Genomic DNA, 18,542 nt, shown 5'->3' on the forward strand with positions numbered 1-18,542 from the left:
GCGAACGTGACTGAAGACCTGCTCAGGATTTCCGATCTCGCGGTGAAGTTCCGCGGAACACCGGACGGCGTGCTTGCCGTCAAGGGCATCGATCTCGCCATCGGCCGCGGCGAGGTCGTCGCGATCGTCGGTGAGTCCGGATCGGGAAAATCGGTCACGGCCAAATCCGTCATGCGGCTCGTCGAATATATGGGTGCGGAGATCGTCGGCGGAAGCGTCTTTCTCAGCGAGAAATCAGGTGGTTCGACCGATCTCCTCACCCTCGACGAGGCCCGGATGCAGGGCCTGAGGGGCGACCGGATTGCGATGATTTTCCAGGAGCCAATGACCTCGCTCAATCCGGTGCTGACCATCGGCCAGCAATTGTCCGAGGTCGTCGTGAAGCATCGCAAGATCGGCCGGGCGGAGGCCGACGGGATCGCGCTGAATGCCTTGCAACAGGTGCGTATCCCCGAACCCGAGCGCCGGCTGAAACAGTATCCGCACGAATTGTCGGGCGGGATGCGCCAGCGCGTCATGATCGCCATGGCCATCCTCTGCAAGCCGGACCTGTTGATCGCGGACGAGCCGACAACGGCACTGGACGTCACGGTGCAGGCCGAGATCCTGGAACTGCTGAAGGTCATTCAACGCGAGACCGGCATGGCTATCCTGTTGATCACCCATGACATGGGCGTCGTGGCCGAGATCGCCGACAAGGTGGTCGTCATGCTGCGGGGCGAGGTGGTCGAGAGCGGCGAAATCCACCAAATCTTCGATGCGCCGAAGCACGAATATACGCGTCGTCTGCTCGATGCCGCGCCAAAACTCCAGGCCCGGCAGGAGGGCTCGGCCCTCGCCGAAGTCGTTCTCGATACGCCGGCAGCGCAGGACAAGGCCGATCCGAACGTCGTCCTCAGTGTCCGAAACCTCGTCACCCGCTTTGCCGTGCGTCAAGGCATGTTCCAGCGCATCGTCGCGAATGTCCATGCGGTCGAAGGCGTGTCCTTCGATCTGCGCGAGAAGGAAACGCTGTCGCTGGTCGGCGAAAGCGGCTGCGGAAAATCGACGACCGGCAAGAGCATCATGCGGCTCATCCAGCCGAATGAAGGCGAAGTCCTGCTTCAGGGCCGTAACCTGGAAGGCGTCGGGGCAACCGAAATGATCGAGATGCGCAAGCGCATCCAGATGGTGTTCCAGGATCCCTACGCATCGCTTAATCCCCGCATGTCCGTGGAGCAGATCGTGGCAGAGCCGCTGCGCATCCATCGCGTCGGCAGCCCGTCGCAGATCCGCGACAGGGTCTACAGCCTGCTCGAACGCGTCGGGCTCACCCGGGCGCAGGCGAGCCTCTATCCGCATCAGTTCTCCGGCGGCCAGCGGCAACGCATCTGCATTGCCCGTGCTCTGGCACTCAATCCGAAGGTGATCATCGCCGACGAGCCGGTCTCGGCACTCGACGTCTCGATCCAGGGGCAGATCCTCGATCTGCTCGCGGAGATCCAGGCGGAGTTCGGGATTTCCGTCCTGTTCATTTCGCACGACATGGCCGTGGTCGAGCGCGTCAGCGACCGCATCGCGGTCATGTATCTGGGCGAAATCATCGAAATCGGACCGCGCGACGCCGTGCTCGGTTCGCCGGCGCATCCCTATACCCAGCAACTGTTGTCCGCAGTGCCGATCGTGCACCCCGATCAACGTCGCAGCCGAACCCTCGGCGCGCGGGAACTGCGCAGTCCGATCCGTCCGCCCGGCTACGTCCACCAGACGCCAGCCTTGAAGGCGGTGGGTTTGGAGCATTATGCGCGGCTAGCCTGAGAGGGCACTCAGCCTAGGAGATCGAGCGCTCCTTCCGGGCGCTCACAAAGCAAGACCTGTTGCGGGATTTCCCGTTCGGGCAACAATTCGACGACAGGAAAACATATGCAGAGCCAGGGCGGGTTGCGTTGGGTCTTTTTGGTCGCCGTGGCGGCTGTCGGTCTCAATCTTCGCCCGTTTATCGCAAGTGTCGGGCCTTTGGCAGAGAGTATTCGTGCCGGTACCGGCCTCGGTCCCTATGGACTGGCAATGCTGACATTCGTGCCGATGGCGCTGATGGGCTGCGTTGCCTTCCTTGGCCCGGGTCTGCAGCGGATCGCCGGCACACGCCCGGTGATCCTGTCTGCGCTCGCCACCATCAGCCTCGGGACGATCATGCGTCTCTTCGTTTCCAGCGGCTGGATGATGATCGCGACTGCTGCGGTGATCGGCGCCGGTGTCGCGGTCGTTCAGGCTGTCTTTCCCGGCATCATCAAACGGCAGTTTCCGGATCAGGCGGGCCCGATCGCCGGGCTTTACTCGGCGATGCTGCTAGGCGGCGGCGCCTTGGGAGCGCAGGCGTCTCCTGTCATCGCGGACTTGACCGGCAGCTGGCGCATCGGACTGGGTTCGCTGGCAGCGCTCGGCTTTGTCGCCGTCGCTGTTGCCTGGGTCGCGCTTCCCAGCGACGGCCCGCGAAAGCCGGAAGGCAACCTCGTCCGAAACTTGCTCACGAAGCCGCGGGCCTGGCTGCTCATGGTATTCTTCGGTCTGGTCAATGGCGGCTATACTTCGGTGGTGGTCTGGCTCGCTCCACACTACCAGCAGCTTGGCTGGGGCGCTTCGGCGAGCGGCAGTCTGCTCGCGGTCATGGCGGTATTCCAGGCGGCGGCCGCGCTCATCCTGCCGGTCTTGGCCTGCCGCAACGGGATGGACCGGCGGCCGTGGCTGTGGTTCACGCTTGGATGCCAGTTCGCAGGCTTTGCGGGCTTTGCCTTCGCGCCGCATGCAGCACCGTTTGCGTTCGTCGCGCTGACCGGCGCCGGGCTCGGCGGCTGTTTCGCCCTGTCGATGGTGGTCGCGCTCGATCATTTGGCCGACCCCGCACAGGCAACTGCGCTATCGGCCGTGATGCAGGGTGGTGGTTTCTTGCTGGCGGCCACACCGCCGATGATCGTCTCGGCGCTCCACGACCTGACCGGCAGCTTTGCCGCCGGCTGGAAGTGGCACCTCGGTTCTATTCTCATCGCAGCTGCGCTCACCGCGCGCCTTGCACCGCGAGGCTATGCGGCCGCGATGCCTTTGGCACCGGCGACGACCAGCACCGACCGGCCGTACGGATAAGGCAACGCTGCGAACAAACGCCGTCAGGCGATCGTTCGTGCGCTATCCGTCATCAGCTTAAGCCCAAGTGCGCCCACAACCGCGCCAGCGGCGCGGTCGATCCACGTCTTTGAGCGCAGATAGACGACCCGCGGCCCATGGGAGGAAAAGCCGAGGGCGACGATCGCGTACCACAGGAACTCGTTGATGAAGAGCAGCGGGGGGAGGGCCAGAAGCATCCAGGTGGGCGCCGGCGACGGCAGCAGCGCGGCGAACATCGAGGCGTAGAAGATCGCCGTCTTCGGGTTGGAGATCTGAACGAAGAGCCCTCGTAGCAGGGATTTCCAGAGCGTGCTCGGCTGGTCGGCGGGCGTCTCGGCAATCGTAATCTTTTGCGGTGCTGCCCGCCAGATACTTATGCCGATCCAGACGAGATAGGCGCCGCCGGCGAGCCTCAGGAGGATGTTGAGCCATTCGACCTGAAGAAGGATCGCCGTCAGGCCGGCGACCGCGATACAGGCGAAGAAAAAGCCGCCAATGCCCATGCCGACCGCTGCCATCAATCCATCGGCGCGCGACCGCGCGATCGCGATCCGCGACACGACGATGAAGCTCGGGCCGGGGCTCATGGCCCCAAGCAGGAAGACGCCCAGGATGGAGGCAAGAATTGCAAGTTCATGCATGTCGCTATCCTCTCATAGGAGCGCTGCCGCCAGCGCGGGGTGATTATGAAATGCGTCGCGTCATTCCTCGATCGGGCGCGTGCCGCTCCTGCCTGCTCCGCCAGGAAGCCGAAAATGTATCCCTCAATGGCGCCCCTCCTCGATCTTCGGGAGGAACCAAGCGAGAAGCCCCGCAAGCGGAAGGAACGAGCAGATATAATAGACCGTTTCGACGCCGTAGCGGTCGGCCAATATGCCGAGAAGCGCCGCCGCGATACCACCCAAGCCGAAGTTCAGGCCGTAGAACAGCCCGCCGATCAGTCCGATGCGGTTCGGTAGCAGTTCGATGGCGTAGATCAGGATCGATGCAAAGGCGCTTGCCATGATCAGGTTGATCATCACCGTCAGCACGCCGGTCCAGAACAGATCGACGTGGGGCAGGATCAGCGTCAGGGGAAGCGGCCCCAGAACCGAGATCCAGATGATCCGGTAGCGCCCGATGCGATCGCCGATAATGCCGCCGATCAGTGCGCCCGCGGCCGAGGCGAGCAGGAAGATGAACAACATCATCTGTGCGGAAGGAATGGAAAGGCCGAACCTTTCCATGAGGTAGAAGGTGTAGAACGAACGGAAACTTTCACCATAGGCGTTCTTGGTGAACATCAGCAGCGTCAGGACCACCAGAGCGACGGCGATCGTTGCCGGCGCGTGACGGACGCTGCCGGCCTTTTTGCTCTCCGCCCGCAGCGCCATGAATGCAGCGCTGATCTCGCGCTGCTTGCTGCCAATCCAGGCGAGAAGCATCATGGCCAGCAAGGCCAGCGCGGCGAACCAGGCAAGGCTCGGCTGTCCCCAGGGGACAATGATCACCGCGGCAAAGACCGGGCCGAGCGCGCCGCCTGCCTGGCCGCCGACCTGAAACAGTCCCTGCGCCAAGCCCTGCCGGCCGCCGGCCGCATAGCGCGCCATGCGCGTGGCTTCGGGATGGAAGATGGACGAGCCGATGCCGATCAGCGCGACCGAGACAAGGATCATGGCATAGCTGTCAGCAAGGGCGAGGCTGACCAGGCCCGACAGCGTGAACATCATCCCGACGACCGGCGAATAGGGGGCGGGGTGCTTGTCCGTGACCATGCCGATCGCCGGCTGCAGCAGAGACCCGGCAATCTGGAAGGTCATGGTGATCATGCCGATCTGCACGAAGTCGAGCGCATAGGCGTCCTTCAGGATCGGATAGGCGGCCGGGATCAGCGACTGCATGAGGTCGTTGAGGAGATGGGTGACCCCGAGAACGACCAGGACGGCAAGATGCGTCTTCGGGCGTGTCACGGCAGGAATGGCGACTGTCATGGTAGATTTCTAGACTCCAGGATGCCGTGAAACGGCCTGCGGCGATGCCGCGCGCGGGGAGCTTATGCATCCTCCGATAGGCGGGCAACCACCGGATGACGTCGCGCGCGAAAAAATGGGCTATCGAGGCAGAAGGTTAGGCCCGTTCGGGCGCATTCTTCGCCAGGCTTCGACGGCGGGCACCTCGGAGCTTGCCGTCAAGGTCCGGTTCCCGCCTCGCATGCACTCGTTCGCGCCGACTCAGGCCTCGTGTCTGAAACACGTCTCACGGCGCTCTCGCTTTCGGTAGCAAGGTCCGCGATCGCGAGGACAACACCGATGGCCAGGGGCTCGGCCGACACCGAGGTTATCGGTCTTTAATCAGCCGATCGGAAACGAACCGTCGGATAGCCCGCCGCGCTACCGCGCAGCTGGCTCATTCAGGCGTGGTCAAGGCAAACCCTGGGCTCACCTGATCTGTCCTGGAATGCTCAGACCTGCCGGCCAATCAGCCGGTCCAGCGACCAACGTCCGCTCCCATGAGCGCTAAGATAGGCGAAGACGCCGAACCACACTGTCGAAAGCTGAAAGCCGGTACCACGCGGGATCATCACCAGAACCAGAATGACGATCATTTGGACGAAGAGCATGAAGGCGAGGGGGCGGGTCAAAAGCCCGAGCGCAATTGCGACGCCGCCGAAAAGCTCCAGGGCGCTGGTCATATAGGCGAGCGGCACGGCCGGCTCGAGGCCCAGGCTCTGGAAAAGCTCGATGTCACGGGGCATGTCACCGTTGAAGAGCTTTTCCCAGCCGAACCAGCTCATGACACCACCGGTCGTGACCCGCAACATCGTGTAGGCAAGGTCCTGAACCTTGCCGTAGAGCGGCGCGAGAACCGGAAACATGAGCGGCAAGTCGTTCTGCGGATGAGGAGCGGACATGAATTCTCCGGAGATTAGGGATGCAAAGCGGCGCATCCACGCACCCGAAATCCGGGCTCCGCTATCTATGGATACTCGTCCTGCTTGTCCGATAAACCCTGTGTTACGCGGGTGCCCTACACCCTCACGGTTTAGTGCGCCTCTGTTGAGCGCGACGTAGCATTCGGCACGTTTGCGCCGTGTCTCTCGCCTTTTCCGGTAAACGGACAGCTCGAAAATGGTTTGAACCTGCGCCGTGCCGGTCGCCACGACGCAGGTTTGAGCATGAGGGCAGCACGCAATCGTGATGGCACGCGAGGCATGCTCCGGCTGTTGTGCTGTCAGCCTACCGCTGATCCGGAGCAACGAATGCGTGGCTCACGCCCGCACCGCCCGACGGGTGCGGCTTTCGATGATCTGCGCGACCCATCCGGCAAGAGAACCGAGGCCGGTCGCGACGGCGAGTTCGCTGATGGTTGCCAGCGTCGGCTCGAGGTGCGCTGCAAAGAAAGTGACCAGCCCGATGAAGTAACCGAGGAGGTTGTTCAGCCAGGGCAAGCCTCGCGTGAAGATGACGACGGATCCCGTCACGAAGACGACCGCTGGCAGCGCCAGTGCACCGAGCATCGGGGCCAGCAGCGCGACCGCCAGGGTCGAGATCGCGCCGAGCGAAAGTCCGATCACGACGCACACATAGGTCCGCAACCCCTCAACCGGTGACGGCTTGCGCGTAAAGTAGGCGATCCATCCCATGAACATGGCCCAGGGGGCGATCGCGAGCACCAGGCTGAGGCCGGAGGCCATCGCTGCAACGAAGGCTGCGGTGACGGTGAAGATCAGATAAAGCCCGGTGCTCCCGGATACGGCAGCACCATGGGTCTCTGCATGAGTCGTTTCCTGCGTCATCAGACATTCCTTCCTTGAATGAGCCTAGGTTGTGAGAAGAGGCGTGCGGGTCAGCACATGCCGCCATTTGCCCGGATGACCTGGCCGTTGACCCACGCGCCTTCCGGTCCGGCGAGGAAAGAGACGACACGGGCGATATCGTCCGGTTCGCCGAGCCGTTCGAGGGGGTTCATCTTGGCCATCCGGTCCAGCAATTCCTGGCTCTTGCCGCTCAGAAACAGCTCGGTTGCAACCGGCCCGGGGGCGATCGCATTCACGCGAATGCCGCGTCCGCGCATCTCCTGGGCGAGCACCTGGGTAAGACCTTCGACCGCCGCCTTGGTGGCGATGTAGATGCCATAGGTCGGCAGCCGCATTCCAATCACGCTCGACGAGACGTTGATGATGCGGCCGTCGTTGCGCAGCCGTCTCGCCGCCTCACGGCAGACGTTGAACGTACCCTTCAGGTTTATCGCGATGGTTTCGTTCACGACGTCGTCTGTAATGTCGGCAACCGGCGCAAGCTTCATGATGCCGGCGCTGTTGACGACGACGTCCACGCCGCCGAAGGCTTGCGTGGCCGTGTCGAACATTGCCGCAACCGCGCCGGCGTCGCTGACATCCGCCTGGACAACGCATGCGTCACCGCCGCTGCCGATGATCTGGTCCGCGACCACCTTGGCCGCCTCGGTACGCCCCGCATAGTTCACGACAATCTTGAAGCCGTCTCGGGCGAGGCCCTTGGCGATTTCCGCGCCAATGCCTCGCGACGCTCCGGTTACCAGTGCGACCTTGTTGCTGTTGCTCATTTTCCAAGCCTTTCAAGTGTGCCGTCTATTGATCGCGAGGAGGATACGTCTGGCGTGAGAGAAGAAAAAATGCATAGTTTGTAGGCCAACAATGATTGAAAGTATGCGTCATGACATTCGATGCGCGCCTGCTCAGTGGGATCGGTGTGCTGACTGCGGTCGTCGAGGCCGGCAGCTTTGCCCGGGCCGGCGAGGCAATGGGGCTGACCCAGCCGGCGGTCAGCCGCGCGGTCGCGCGTCTTGAGGAGCGCATCGGCATACGGATCTTCAATCGAAGCGCCCGGGCAATCTCGCTGACGGACGAGGGACGGCACTTTTATGAACGCGTCGCGCCCCTCCTTTCAGCGATCGAGGAGGCGGCAATCATGGCGGGCGGCACCAAAACGCAGGTGCGCGGCAAGCTGCGGGTCAATGTCGATGGAACTTTTGGGCATTTTGTACTCGCCCCAAGGATCAATGAATTTCTCGAGCGCTATCCGGAACTCTCGGTCGAAATCTTCGTGCGCGACTCGATCGGCGATTTTGTCGGCGAGGGGACGGATGTCGCCATACGCTTCGGCGAACCTGGCGCCCATTCGATACATGCGGAACTTTTGCTGGAAACGCGCGTGCTCACCTGCGCGTCGACGCAATACCTTGAGAGATATGGCAAACCGCAAGTGCCAGCCGATCTCTTTCATGGACACCAGTGCGTCCTCATCCGCGATCCGGCAACCGGGCGTCCCTTTGCCTGGGAGTTTCAGCGCCGGGGCGAAGCCGTACCGTTTGCCGCGAGCGGCCGGGTCACGGTCAATGACACGGGCTCGCTGATTGCCGCCTGCCGCAGCGGCGCCGGCATCGCGCAACTGCTCGAACTCTATGTCAGGGACGAATTGGCAGGCGGCGATCTGATCCAGATCCTGCCGGACTGGGCGGAGGAAACCTTCCCGCTTCATGCCTATTATCGCCGCTCGGAGTTGATGCCCGCCAAATTGCGGGTCTTTCTCGACTTCGTGCGCGAGATCGTCGCCTAGGTATATCGCGTCGAAGGCAGAGCGCCTTTCAGCGGCCTATCGCCGTGCTCACCGCTATGGCCGCCACCGAACGTGCTCAATCAGCGCGCGCAGCTTCGGCGCCAGGTTCCGTCGATTGGGGAAGTAGAGATAAAAGCCCGCGAATGGCGGGAAGTAATCTTCGAGAATCGGCACCAGCTGTCCTGAGGAAACATAGGGCCTGAAGGTTTCCTCCATGCCAAAGGTTATGCCGCCCCCGGCACAGGCTGTCCGGATCATCAGCGACATGTCGTTGGTGGTGATTTGCGGGTTCACCGCCACGTCGAACTCGCGGCCATCCTTGCCGAACTCCCAGCGATAAGGTGCGGTCTGGGGCGACGGGCGCCAGCCGATGCAGCGGTGCTGGGCGAGGTCCGCCGGCAGCAAAGGCCTGCCGAAGCGTTCGATATAGGATGGCGCCGCAACCGCCGTCTGGCGTTGCTCGGCCGATACCGGCACTGCGATCATGTCCTGCTCGATGACCTCGCCAAGCCGCACCCCGGCATCATAGCCTTGGGCCACGATGTCGAACTCTTCGTCCGTGACGGTCACATCGATCTGGATCGTGGGGTAGGATTCGGCAAAGCTTGCGAGCAGGGCTCCTGAGATGAACCTTTCGGCGATCGAGGACACCGCCAGCCGCAACAGCCCGGTTGGCGCCATGTCCCGGTCCGCCGCGGCGTCCAGCGCCATGCCGACCTCTGCGAGGGCCGGAGCCACGCGCAGGTAAAGTTGCGCGCCCGCCTCCGTGAGGCTGACGCTGCGTGTCGTCCGCTGCACGAGTGCCACGCCGAGCCGATCCTCCAGCCGCCGCAGCGATTGGCTTACTGCTGATCGGGTAATGCCCAGGTGCTCGGCAGCCGCGCGAAAACTCCGCGCCTCGGCGACGGCCATGAAGACGGAGATGGCATTGAGATCGACGGCCATTGGACAGCTCAGATTACCGGTGTCGGCATGATTGGGCAGAATGAAGATACAATCTTGGCCTGCCGATCGACAACCTTCAAGGTATCAAACAATGTCACCGCCGAGTTCTGCCGCGCCTGTAATCCCCTCCGGCGCCAAGTCGTCGTAGAACACGCCCTCGCCATCGAGGTCGTAGTAGCGTCCGAGCTTGTCGGCGAACTTGAATGCCGGATCCCCGGGTGCACGCTCCCAACCTTCGAGGATCCAGCTTCTATGCAGCTCCGCCGGCCCGTCCGGCCCGGCTGCAGGGCAGGCGGGCGGTGTCTCCTGTTGCGCAAAGGCGGTCCCCGTCGCCAGCATCCAGGATGCTGCCAGGGCGAGCATGTTGAACTTCATGGGTTTGGTCCTTGTCTATTGTATTGCCGCGGACAGGCGGCTGCAGAGACGAGGCGGGAGACACGTGACAGCCGGAGTTGGCATCAAGGATCGAGGTGTACCAGGCAACGACGGTCTTCACATGCTCCCTTCCGTCGTCACCTTTCGCGGTAAAACACCATGCCGCCGTGATGCAGCACGCCGTCGATGAACGCGCCATCGGCCGTGAAGCCGGTGTCGTCCCAGTAGTCGATCTGATTGCCGGTCACTTCGTAGCGCCCCTGATAGGCGCTCTTTCGGTTTCCGCGCGCCTCGTCATAGCGACCGTTCGGCAGCAGTTCCTGCCGGACCCGCCCGTCCTCGGTGACCCACATGCCGACATAGGGATGATCTGCTTGCTTGCTCTGCGCTTCGCTGCTCACGGCGTCCTCCGCGACGGCTTGACGGGAGATCGGCGCATCGAGGGACGCCAGACCGGCAATAAGGGTGGCGGCGGCAAGTTTGGGGAAATTGTTCATGGCCGCACTCCCGCAGGCTTGTCCTTGCCCGTATCACCCCGCTCGGCAAAGAGCTGCGACAGCGATTGCGACGCAGCAATGGCCCGCGGAAATCCGGCCGGAACGGTTATCATGTAGATGACTTCCTTGAGCTCATCCTCGGAAACGCCGACGTTGAGCGCGTATCCGGCATGGACCTTCATCAGGTCCGTCAGTCCCATAGCGGCGAAGGCGGCGACCGCCGCCAGTTGCCGGGTCCTGTTGTCGAGTCCCGGGCGAGACCAGACGTCGCCGAGGGCATAGGCCTCGGTCGCATCGGCAAGGAAAGGAAACTCCTGCCGCATCTGTTCCAGGTTGGGCTGCGTCACGCCATTGTTGAGCGTCCGGATGACGGCAGCGCCGCGTTCGCGACGCTCCTCCAGGGATTGGGCGAAGGCGACCTCCGGCGAGAGGCCCAGGAAAACCGCCGCACCCGCGGCCGCGAATTGCGATTGAATGCGATCAAGCATGTTTCTCTCCTCGATAGAGGGCTGTGCGGACGTCCAGCGGTCGCAAACGTCGTCATTCCTCCGGCTGTTCGATGCCGGGTGGGAAGGCGCGGCAAGGGCGCGTCCTGTCCGCGTCTGTTGAATTGGGGAGGCACTGCCGTTTGGAGCGCCGAAAATCAGCGGGCCTTGCCCTGTTCTCCTCCGTCTTGCGTTGCGGTATCGACGCAAAAGTAGGCGGGAAGGACTGGAACGATAAGACGCCGATTTCGATCCGTACTGGTGAGCCTGGCTAACCAATCGCAATACTGTTCGACGGCACGACCATCGCAACCGTGTCAGTTATGACAGGTACATTTTGTTTTTTCGGGCACGGGATCTTTGGCGCAATTGGGACGGCACCACACCACACTTTGATCTCGAGATCCCCTACAAAAACACCCCAGCCTCGCGGCTCAGCGTATCGATCAGCAGGCGGACACCGGGCAGCATGCCGCGGCTCGCAGGGTAGATCAGCGAAATATCCAGCCCGGGGCCGGCCCAGCCAGGCAATATCTCTATGGCGCTCCCCTCGGCGACCATTCTGCGGCCGATGACGGTCGGTAGGCGGCCGATGCCGATCCCGGCCTCGATGGCCTCGGATATGGCGCGGACGCTGTTGGCGCACATGCGCGGCCTGAACTCCACCTTCACCGGGTTCTGCGTTGCATGGTGGAGTGTCCAGACCTGGCTTTCGCCCGGTAGGATCTGCTCGCCGATCAGCGGATAGGCCTTGAGATCGGAGGGGAGCGACGGCAGGCCGTGCGTGGCAACCAGCGCAGGTGCCGCAAATATAGACGCCTCGGTGCGGCCGATCTTGCGGCCGATCAGGGACGAGTCCTTGAGCTTGCCGACGCGCACGGCGAGGTCATAGCCTTCGGCAACGAGATCGGCATGGCGGTCTGAGACGTCGATCTCGCAGTGCAGTTTCGGGTTCGCCGCGGCGAAACGCGCCACGACCTTGCCGAGACCCGCCTCGACCAGCACCGACGACATCGACAGCCGGAGCCTGCCGGAAGGTTCTGCGGCCGCTTGGGCGGCTTCGTCCGTCGCCCGCTGCAGGGCATCGACGATCAAACGCCCGTGGACAAGGAAGCGCTTGCCGGGCTCGGTAAGAGACGAACGTCGTGTCGTTCGCGCGATCAGCCTGACACCGAGATGCCCCTCCAGTTCGGCCACGCGCTTGCTAACGGTCGCCAGAGGGATGCCCATCGAGCGCGCCGCGGCGGTGAAGCTGCCCATTTCCGCAACGCGGGTGAAAATGACCACGGCCTCGACCGGAGGGAGGCGCTCCACGGTCGAAGCGGCAATCATCCTATTATCTACTGTCATGGATTCTAATTCCAAATCTAGATAATTATCCCGGCAAGAGGGATAATCTACCTTCTCCGCATGAACCAGATGTTTTTCACGTTCCGCGCCTTGGAACGGAGTTCGCTGCCGACCTCAAGTCCTGGCGGCCGTCGGAGACGTCACCATTTCCGTCAGGAGACCCGCATGCCTTTCAATGTCAGGGAATTTGCCGCCATGTCGCTGCCGATCGCCGTGCTCACCACCGACGAAAGCGCTGAGACCGCCTCGTCAGAGTTCCAACGACCGCCTGCCATCGCGGCCATCGATCTGGTCGATCCTGAACTGCGCCCGATCCTTGAACACATCCCGCCGCTCGACCTTGGCATGGACAATGTCCAGATGGTTCGCGGCGCCCCGTTCCCGCCGGCGCTGTCGCCGCCGGCCGTGCAGCCGCAAGACCGCTTCATCGCGGGCGGTGAGGGGAACTCCAAACTGAGGATCGTCGTTCTCGATCCGGCGCCGGAACGCACGGACAAACCGGCGATCCTGCATCTCCATGGTGGCGGACTGGTCGTAGGCAAGCCTGAGGTGGCCATTCCCGAACTGCAGCAACTGTCTGCGGAACTGGGTGCCCTCATCGTTTCGGTCGACTATCGCCTGGCGCCCGAGCATCCTTTCCCCGCCGGACTTGACGATGCATACGCGACGCTCGGCTGGCTCCATCAGGCCGCGGCCGAGCTCGGCGTCGATCGGAAACGGATCGCCATGATGGGCGAGAGTGCCGGTGCCGGTCTTGCCGCTGCCGTCTCGCTCCGGGCGCGCGACCGCGGCGAGTGGCCGATCCGTTTCCAGTTGTTGCGTTATCCGATGCTCGACGACCGCACTGCGCTGCGCTTGCCACCGGCTCACGTCGGGGCCTTCATCTGGAACGCGCAGTCGAATGCTTTCGGCTGGACGGCCGTCCTCGGGCGCGAGCCGCTGATGGCGGAAGCACCGGCGGAGGCGGTTCCGGCGCGCGCCTTCGATCTTGCCGGCCTGCCGCCCACCTGGATCGGCGTCGGCACGCTCGACCTGTTCGCACAGGAATCGCTGCATTTCGCTTCCCGTCTCATCGAAGCTGGCGTGGCTGTCGAAATGTCCGTGGTTCCCGGGGCCTATCACGGCTTCGATACGATGGTGCCGCAAGCGCGCGTTTCGGCGGATTTCATCGCCACCTGGAAATCGGCCTTGGCCCGATCGTTGGAAACAGACTGAAGGGTAGGGGCACTGCACGGTTCGCGCCGCACGGTTGCCAAGCGCGCAACAGGCTAGCGCCCAAAGGCGGGCATCTCGCTTGACGACCACCGCCTTTTCTTCCGATAGGGTCAATCTACGCGCAGATGCAAGGCGAGGTGGCGACGGTGGCAATGCTCTTGGTTCCCGGCTTCATGCTGGACGCCGATCTCTGGCGCGACGTTGTTCCCGCACTTGGCGACTACGGGCCTGCGACCTATGCCGACCTGTCGCAGGATGCCTCGATCGCTGCCATGGCCTGTCGCGCGCTGCTGGATGCGCCGGATCGCTTCATACTCGTTGGGTTCTCCATGGGCGGGTACGTCGCACGGGAAATCGTCCGCCAGGCGCCCGAGCGGGTGAGCGCTCTTATCCTCATCGCCACGTCCGCGCGCGGCGACAGCGACGTGGAGCGCCAACGAAAGGCGGCCGTCGCCGGGCAGTCGGCCGGCACGGCATTCAGAGGCCTCAGCCGTTTGGCCATCCTCTCGTCCCTGCACCCCGACAATGCCGGGCGGACCGATATCCTTGAGCGCATTCAGGCGGCCGGCCAGCGAATGGGAGGCGACGCCTTTCGCCGCCAGTCGCTCGTCGAGCGGAAGGACGAACGGGATGCCCTGGCTTCGATCGGATGCCCCAGCCTCGTCATTGCCGGTGAAGAGGATCGCTTGAGATCGCGCGCCGAGGCGCTCGAACTGCACCACGGGCTCGTCGGCTCAAGCTTCGAGGTCGTCGCTGAGACCGGCCACATGGTTCCGATGGAAGCGCCGCAACGCGTTGCGGCAGTCATTCGGGATTGGCTTGATCAATTGAACACCGGCGCCTAACGATCGCGCCAGTCAAGAGGCACCCGTTCGAGCGGCCACGGTCTCAACCTTTTCCATTTCCAGCCTGCTCCTCTTGCCAATCGAGCGGATCTCTCACCAGGCCGCGGCCGTGCCCAATGAACGTTCCGATGGGGGCCCGCACGCCGCTTAAGCGGCCGACTAACTCGCCACGTCCGCTCACCTCCCGTGGACGTAACAGAACAGCGCGAAGAACGCTGTTGACAAAACACACCGATGACTGGCAAATGTCAGAAATGTGCAGGGGACGCCGGCTGCCGGCTGGTTTCAGGGGAGACAGGAGCCTGAAACCGAAGGGCCGGGAAGCATATCCGTCTGCACAGATGCCAGCATGGGAGGGGACATCGTGGCTTTTCAGATGGATCGGCAGCTCGGCTTTCTTGCCACTGTGAACGTTGCCGCGATTGTCGCCGGTGCGGTGCTCGTCGGCGCCAGCTTCGTTGAGCTCTATAACTTCCAGTCCATGGCGTCGCAGGTTCCCGAGCTCGGTTTCCTCGCGCTTGGCGTCATGCTGGCCATGATGTCCGGCAATGGCGGCATCGACCTTTCCGGCATCGCGCTTGCCAATCTCTCCGGGGTTGCCGCCTACTTCTTCCTGCGCGATGTGATTTCCGCGGACGACGCTCCGCTTCTTTTCACCTGGAGCCTGATCGGCCTTGCGCTTGGCGTCGGCCTTGTCGGCGGCATGCTGAACGGGTTCCTGATCGCGAAGGTCGGATTGACGCCGATCATCGCCACGCTCGGCACGCAATTGCTCTTCACGGGGTTGGCGATCGTTCTCACCAACGGTTCGGCGCTCAGCATCGGCTATGTCGAGCCGCTCGACGATTTCGGCAATGCCACGATCCTGAGCGTGCCCCAATGCTTCGCTCTGTTCCTCGTCGTCGCACTTGCGATCGGCGCCATCCTGCGTTTCACGCCCTTCGGCCAACGTCTGCTTCTGCTTGGCAACAATGCCAAGGCGGCGCGCTACGCCGGCATCCCGGAAAAGCGCATCCTGTTCCTGACCTATACGGTTTGCGGGCTGTTGGCGTCGGTTGCCGGCATCGTCATCGCGGCGCGCACCTCGAGCGTCAAGTGGGACTACGGCACCTCCTATGTCCTGATCGCGATCCTGATCGCGGTCATGGCTGGCGTTCGCCCTGAGGGCGGCTATGGGCGGGTCATCTGCGTCGTGCTTTCGGCAACATCGCTGCAGATGCTCTCCAGCCTCTTCAACTTCATGAACATCTCGAACTTCTTCCGGGATCTCGCCTGGGGCGTTCTTCTGCTCGTCTTCATCGCCGCCTCCGGCTTCGATCTCAAAGCCTGGTTCAGGGCGGCCCGCAGCTAACCCATTTCCGCCAGGGCCGGGCGCGAGCCTTCGCGCGCCACAGCTCTTTCCTTTCGAAGGCGCAATGGGAGGAACTATGCCTGATTTTCGTAAAATTGCCGCCTGCACCGTGGCCCTCGGCACCATCTGGGCCGCAACAGCGGCCACTGCCGAGGAGAAGCCGAGCATCGTGACCGTCGTGAAGGTCACCGGCGAGAACTGGTTTACCCGCATGGAGGAAGGCGTTGTCGCCTACGGCAACGACAATGATACGGTTGCCACGAGCCAGATTGGCCCCGGCAAGGCAGACGCTGCCCAGCAGGCGCGCCTGATCGAAGACCTCGTCGCCAAGAAGGTCAGCGCGATTGCCGTCGTGCCGATGGATGCAGCGTCGCTCGAAGGCGTGCTGAAGCGTGCCGCCCAGCGCGGCATCAAGGTTGTGACCCACGAAGCCGACAGCATGAAGAACACGCTCGTCGACATCGAAGCCTTCGAAAACAAGGCTTTCGGCGCCCGCTTCAACGAAAAGATCGCCGAGTGCATGGGCAAGTCCGGCAAGTGGACGTCCTTCGTCGGTTCGCTCGGCAGCCTGACGCACGTGCAGTGGGCTGACGGCGGCGCTGAAAACGCCAAGAAGTACCCGGACATGGAACTGGTCTCGGAGAAGAACGAATCCTTCAACGACGCCAACCGCGCCTATGAGAAAGCCCGCGAGATCCTGCGCAAGTATCCTGATATCAAGGGCTTCCAGGGCGGCTCCGCCATCGACGTCATCGGCATCGGCCGCGCCGTCGAAGAGGCTGGCCTTCAGGACAAGACCTGCGTCTTCGGCATCGGCCTGCCGAAGGATACCGGATCCTATCTGGAGTCCGGTGCTGTGGATGGCATCAGCTTCTGGGATCCGAAGGATGCCGGCTACGTCATGAACAAGGTCGCCGACATGGTCATCAAGGGCGAAGAGATCAAGGACGGCATGGATCTCGGCGTGCCCGGCTACGAAAAGGTTGCGGTCAAGAAGGGTGCAGGTGACGGCATCATCGTTGTCGGCGAAGCCTGGGTCGACGTCGACAAGTCGAACTACAGCAAATACCCGTTCTGATCGGTTCAGCCGATCGATGCCGTCGCGCCCACCGGCGCGGCGGCATGTCCCTCGAACGCCCTCATGCCCCATCAGGACAAAGCCATGCAGCCCCAGCCCACTGGCGGTGAACCGCATCTCAAGCCCACGACCCCGTTTCTGGAGGTGCGCAACATCGAGAAGCACTTCGGTGGCGTGCGCGCGCTGAAAGGCGTCAGCCTTTCGATCGAGGCCGGCAACATCTATCACCTGATGGGTGAGAACGGCTGCGGCAAGAGCACGCTCATCAAGATCATTTCCGGGGCTCAACGGGCCGATGCAGGCGAACTCCTAATCGACGGCAAGACGGTCACCGGACTGACGCCGGTCGCCGCCCTCGCTGCCGGCATCGAAACGGTCTATCAGGATTTCTCGCTGCTCCCCAATCTCTCCGTCGCCGAGAACATCGGCCTGACGCAGCAGCTCGTATCCTCGTCGGGCAAGCTTGCGCGGCGGCTCGACATACCGAAGATGCGGGCGACCGCCGAGCGCGCCCTTGCGGCCGTCGGCCTGCCCGCGAGCAGGGCCTTTCTTTCGACGCGCACGGACGAGTTGCCGATGGCGACGCGGCAGTTGATCGCCATTGCCCGCGCGATCGCCTCCGATGCCCGCCTCGTCATCATGGACGAGCCGACGACGGCGCTGACCAAACACGAGGTCGACAATCTCATCGGCGTCGTCGATCGCCTGCGCGCCAAGGGCGTGGCCGTCCTGTTCGTCACCCACAAGCTCGACGAGTGCAAATCGCTCGGCGGGCGGGCGATCATCATGCGCGACGGCCAGAAGGTCGCCGAATGCGATGTCGAAGGCCATTCGAAGACCGATCTGGCCTTCTGGATGACCGGCAAGGTGCTGGACGATACGCGCCAGCGCTCTGCCGTCACGCTCGGCGAGAAGTTGCTCAATGTCGAAAAGCTCTCGCGGAGCGGCTTTTTCGCCGACGTGTCCCTGTCGCTGCGCAAGGGCGAAATCGTCGGCATTACCGGGCTGCTTGATTCCGGGCGCAACGAACTGGCGCTTGCGCTCGCCGGCGTTTCGCCGGCTGACGGCGGCGGCATTTTTCTCGAGGGCGACGAGATCCGCCTTGGCAAACCCGCCGACGCCATTGCTTCGGGGATCGGCTACGTTCCCGAGGACCGGCTCTCGGAGGGGTTGTTCCTCTCGCAATCGATCAAGGACAATATCGTGGTTCCGGTCCTCGACCGGCTGCGCAATGCCCTCGGTATCGTCGACCGGCGCCGCAGCCGTGCGCTTGCCGAGCGCACGGTCGACGATCTCCAGGTCGTCTCGGCCGGCGTCGACAAGCCGGTGCAGTCGCTATCCGGCGGCAACCAGCAGCGCGTGCTGATCGGGCGCTGGCTGACGATCGAGCCGAAACTCCTGATCCTGCACGGCCCGACCGTCGGCGTCGACGTGGGCTCCAAGGACACGATCTATCGGATCATCCAGCGGCTCGCTGGCGACGGCATGGGCGTCATCATCATCAGCGACGACCTGCCCGAATTGCTGCAGAACTGCGACCGCATCATGGTCATGCGCAAAGGTCGCGTCGTCAAAACCTTTGCCGCCGAAGGGCTGGCCGAAGACGTCCTCTCGCGTGCGCTGACGGACGATACCATTGCGAGGCTTCAATGACCGAAACCACCTTTTCCTCGCCAGCACCCCG

18 protein-coding genes are annotated in these 18,542 nt (G+C 63.1%); 8 read left to right on the forward strand and 10 right to left on the reverse strand.

What is annotated here, in order from left to right; translation table 11 throughout:
- Positions 1 to 6: 6 nt before the first annotated feature.
- Entirely contained in the window at positions 7 to 1,797 is a 1,791-nt protein-coding gene (locus M2267_RS23645) for an ABC transporter ATP-binding protein (protein ID WP_429117636.1), read from the forward strand.
- Between the two features lie 105 nt (positions 1,798 to 1,902).
- The gene (locus M2267_RS23650) at positions 1,903 to 3,120 is read left to right on the forward strand and encodes an MFS transporter (RefSeq protein ID WP_429117637.1); all 1,218 of its coding nucleotides are present in this window, start codon (positions 1,903 to 1,905) and stop codon (positions 3,118 to 3,120) included.
- 23 nt (positions 3,121 to 3,143) lie between these two features.
- Here the strand turns inward: M2267_RS23650 and M2267_RS23655 are convergent, their stop codons facing one another.
- From M2267_RS23655 to M2267_RS23675, 5 genes are all read right to left on the reverse strand, one after another.
- Positions 3,144 to 3,782, reverse strand: coding sequence for a LysE family translocator (locus tag M2267_RS23655; protein ID WP_043615122.1), 639 nt, complete (start codon positions 3,780 to 3,782; stop codon positions 3,144 to 3,146).
- Positions 3,783 to 3,905: 123 nt separating this feature from the next.
- Positions 3,906 to 5,111 carry an MFS transporter gene (locus M2267_RS23660; RefSeq protein WP_156134048.1) on the reverse strand — a complete coding sequence of 402 codons (1,206 nt, stop codon included), beginning with the start codon at positions 5,109 to 5,111 and terminating at the stop codon, positions 3,906 to 3,908.
- A gap of 470 nt (positions 5,112 to 5,581) precedes the next feature.
- Positions 5,582 to 6,031 (reverse strand): DoxX family protein, encoded by a 450-nt coding sequence (locus M2267_RS23665; protein ID WP_429117641.1) that lies wholly within the window; start codon positions 6,029 to 6,031, stop codon positions 5,582 to 5,584.
- Positions 6,032 to 6,388: 357 nt separating this feature from the next.
- Entirely contained in the window at positions 6,389 to 6,916 is a 528-nt protein-coding gene (locus M2267_RS23670; protein ID WP_429117642.1) for a DUF1097 domain-containing protein, read from the reverse strand.
- 50 nt (positions 6,917 to 6,966) lie between these two features.
- Positions 6,967 to 7,704, reverse strand: coding sequence for an SDR family oxidoreductase (locus M2267_RS23675; protein ID WP_429117644.1), 738 nt, complete (start codon positions 7,702 to 7,704; stop codon positions 6,967 to 6,969).
- A gap of 110 nt (positions 7,705 to 7,814) precedes the next feature.
- Here M2267_RS23675 and M2267_RS23680 point away from each other — a divergent pair, with 110 nt between their 5' ends.
- Positions 7,815 to 8,717, forward strand: a complete 903-nt coding sequence (locus tag M2267_RS23680) for a LysR family transcriptional regulator (RefSeq protein ID WP_429117646.1) — start codon at positions 7,815 to 7,817, stop codon at positions 8,715 to 8,717.
- 54 nt (positions 8,718 to 8,771) lie between these two features.
- Here M2267_RS23680 and M2267_RS23685 read toward each other — a convergent pair whose 3' ends face one another.
- The 5 genes from M2267_RS23685 to M2267_RS23705 all read right to left on the reverse strand — a co-directional run bounded on the left by M2267_RS23685 (position 8,772) and on the right by M2267_RS23705 (position 12,369).
- Positions 8,772 to 9,662: a LysR family transcriptional regulator gene (locus M2267_RS23685; protein WP_429117648.1), complete on the reverse strand. Its 891-nt coding sequence runs from the start codon at positions 9,660 to 9,662 to the stop codon at positions 8,772 to 8,774.
- Between the two features lie 84 nt (positions 9,663 to 9,746).
- On the reverse strand, positions 9,747 to 10,037 hold the full coding sequence (locus M2267_RS23690) for a hypothetical protein (RefSeq protein WP_429117651.1): 291 nt from the start codon (positions 10,035 to 10,037) through the stop codon (positions 9,747 to 9,749).
- Positions 10,038 to 10,174: 137 nt separating this feature from the next.
- Positions 10,175 to 10,534: an Atu4866 domain-containing protein gene (locus tag M2267_RS23695; RefSeq protein WP_429117653.1), complete on the reverse strand. Its 360-nt coding sequence runs from the start codon at positions 10,532 to 10,534 to the stop codon at positions 10,175 to 10,177.
- A complete protein-coding gene (locus M2267_RS23700; RefSeq protein ID WP_429117656.1) occupies positions 10,531 to 11,022 on the reverse strand; it encodes a carboxymuconolactone decarboxylase family protein in 492 nt (163 codons plus the stop codon). The genes M2267_RS23695 and M2267_RS23700 overlap by 4 nt, the downstream gene beginning before the upstream one ends.
- A 405-nt stretch (positions 11,023 to 11,427) precedes the next feature.
- Positions 11,428 to 12,369, reverse strand: coding sequence for a LysR family transcriptional regulator (locus tag M2267_RS23705; RefSeq protein ID WP_429117659.1), 942 nt, complete (start codon positions 12,367 to 12,369; stop codon positions 11,428 to 11,430).
- 165 nt (positions 12,370 to 12,534) lie between these two features.
- Between M2267_RS23705 and M2267_RS23710 the strand changes: the two genes are divergently transcribed.
- The 5 genes from M2267_RS23710 to M2267_RS23730 all read left to right on the forward strand — a co-directional run bounded on the left by M2267_RS23710 (position 12,535) and on the right by M2267_RS23730 (position 18,511).
- Positions 12,535 to 13,584 (forward strand): alpha/beta hydrolase, encoded by a 1,050-nt coding sequence (locus M2267_RS23710; protein ID WP_429117662.1) that lies wholly within the window; start codon positions 12,535 to 12,537, stop codon positions 13,582 to 13,584.
- 152 nt (positions 13,585 to 13,736) lie between these two features.
- Entirely contained in the window at positions 13,737 to 14,429 is a 693-nt protein-coding gene (locus tag M2267_RS23715; RefSeq protein WP_429117794.1) for an alpha/beta fold hydrolase, read from the forward strand.
- A gap of 376 nt (positions 14,430 to 14,805) precedes the next feature.
- Complete coding sequence (locus M2267_RS23720; RefSeq protein WP_429117797.1) at positions 14,806 to 15,780, forward strand: ABC transporter permease; 975 nt, start codon at positions 14,806 to 14,808, stop codon at positions 15,778 to 15,780.
- Positions 15,781 to 15,856: 76 nt separating this feature from the next.
- The gene (locus M2267_RS23725) at positions 15,857 to 16,858 is read left to right on the forward strand and encodes a substrate-binding domain-containing protein (protein WP_043612541.1); all 1,002 of its coding nucleotides are present in this window, start codon (positions 15,857 to 15,859) and stop codon (positions 16,856 to 16,858) included.
- Positions 16,859 to 16,942: 84 nt separating this feature from the next.
- The gene (locus tag M2267_RS23730) at positions 16,943 to 18,511 is read left to right on the forward strand and encodes a sugar ABC transporter ATP-binding protein (RefSeq protein WP_052201611.1); all 1,569 of its coding nucleotides are present in this window, start codon (positions 16,943 to 16,945) and stop codon (positions 18,509 to 18,511) included.
- Positions 18,512 to 18,542: the final 31 nt, after the last annotated feature.

Origin of the sequence: Ensifer sp. KUDG1, from assembly GCF_050434285.1 — a bacterium.
Lineage (GTDB): Bacteria > Pseudomonadota > Alphaproteobacteria > Rhizobiales > Rhizobiaceae > Ensifer.

Bases quoted from the DNA above. Each gene is read 5' to 3' on its own strand.
- M2267_RS23650 (WP_429117637.1), top strand. From the start codon at position 1,903: ATGCAGAGCCAGGGCGGGTTGCGTTGGGTCTTTTTGGTCGCCGTGGCG.
- M2267_RS23655 (WP_043615122.1), bottom strand. From the start codon at position 3,782: ATGCATGAACTTGCAATTCTTGCCTCCATCCTGGGCGTCTTCCTGCTT.
- M2267_RS23660 (WP_156134048.1), bottom strand. From the start codon at position 5,111: ATGACAGTCGCCATTCCTGCCGTGACACGCCCGAAGACGCATCTTGCC.
- M2267_RS23665 (WP_429117641.1), bottom strand. From the start codon at position 6,031: ATGTCCGCTCCTCATCCGCAGAACGACTTGCCGCTCATGTTTCCGGTT.
- M2267_RS23670 (WP_429117642.1), bottom strand. From the start codon at position 6,916: ATGACGCAGGAAACGACTCATGCAGAGACCCATGGTGCTGCCGTATCC.
- M2267_RS23675 (WP_429117644.1), bottom strand. From the start codon at position 7,704: ATGAGCAACAGCAACAAGGTCGCACTGGTAACCGGAGCGTCGCGAGGC.
- M2267_RS23680 (WP_429117646.1), top strand. From the start codon at position 7,815: ATGACATTCGATGCGCGCCTGCTCAGTGGGATCGGTGTGCTGACTGCG.
- M2267_RS23685 (WP_429117648.1), bottom strand. From the start codon at position 9,662: ATGGCCGTCGATCTCAATGCCATCTCCGTCTTCATGGCCGTCGCCGAG.
- M2267_RS23690 (WP_429117651.1), bottom strand. From the start codon at position 10,037: ATGAAGTTCAACATGCTCGCCCTGGCAGCATCCTGGATGCTGGCGACG.
- M2267_RS23695 (WP_429117653.1), bottom strand. From the start codon at position 10,534: ATGAACAATTTCCCCAAACTTGCCGCCGCCACCCTTATTGCCGGTCTG.
- M2267_RS23700 (WP_429117656.1), bottom strand. From the start codon at position 11,022: ATGCTTGATCGCATTCAATCGCAATTCGCGGCCGCGGGTGCGGCGGTT.
- M2267_RS23705 (WP_429117659.1), bottom strand. From the start codon at position 12,369: ATGACAGTAGATAATAGGATGATTGCCGCTTCGACCGTGGAGCGCCTC.
- M2267_RS23710 (WP_429117662.1), top strand. From the start codon at position 12,535: ATGCCTTTCAATGTCAGGGAATTTGCCGCCATGTCGCTGCCGATCGCC.
- M2267_RS23715 (WP_429117794.1), top strand. From the start codon at position 13,737: ATGCTCTTGGTTCCCGGCTTCATGCTGGACGCCGATCTCTGGCGCGAC.
- M2267_RS23720 (WP_429117797.1), top strand. From the start codon at position 14,806: ATGGATCGGCAGCTCGGCTTTCTTGCCACTGTGAACGTTGCCGCGATT.
- M2267_RS23725 (WP_043612541.1), top strand. From the start codon at position 15,857: ATGCCTGATTTTCGTAAAATTGCCGCCTGCACCGTGGCCCTCGGCACC.
- M2267_RS23730 (WP_052201611.1), top strand. From the start codon at position 16,943: ATGCAGCCCCAGCCCACTGGCGGTGAACCGCATCTCAAGCCCACGACC.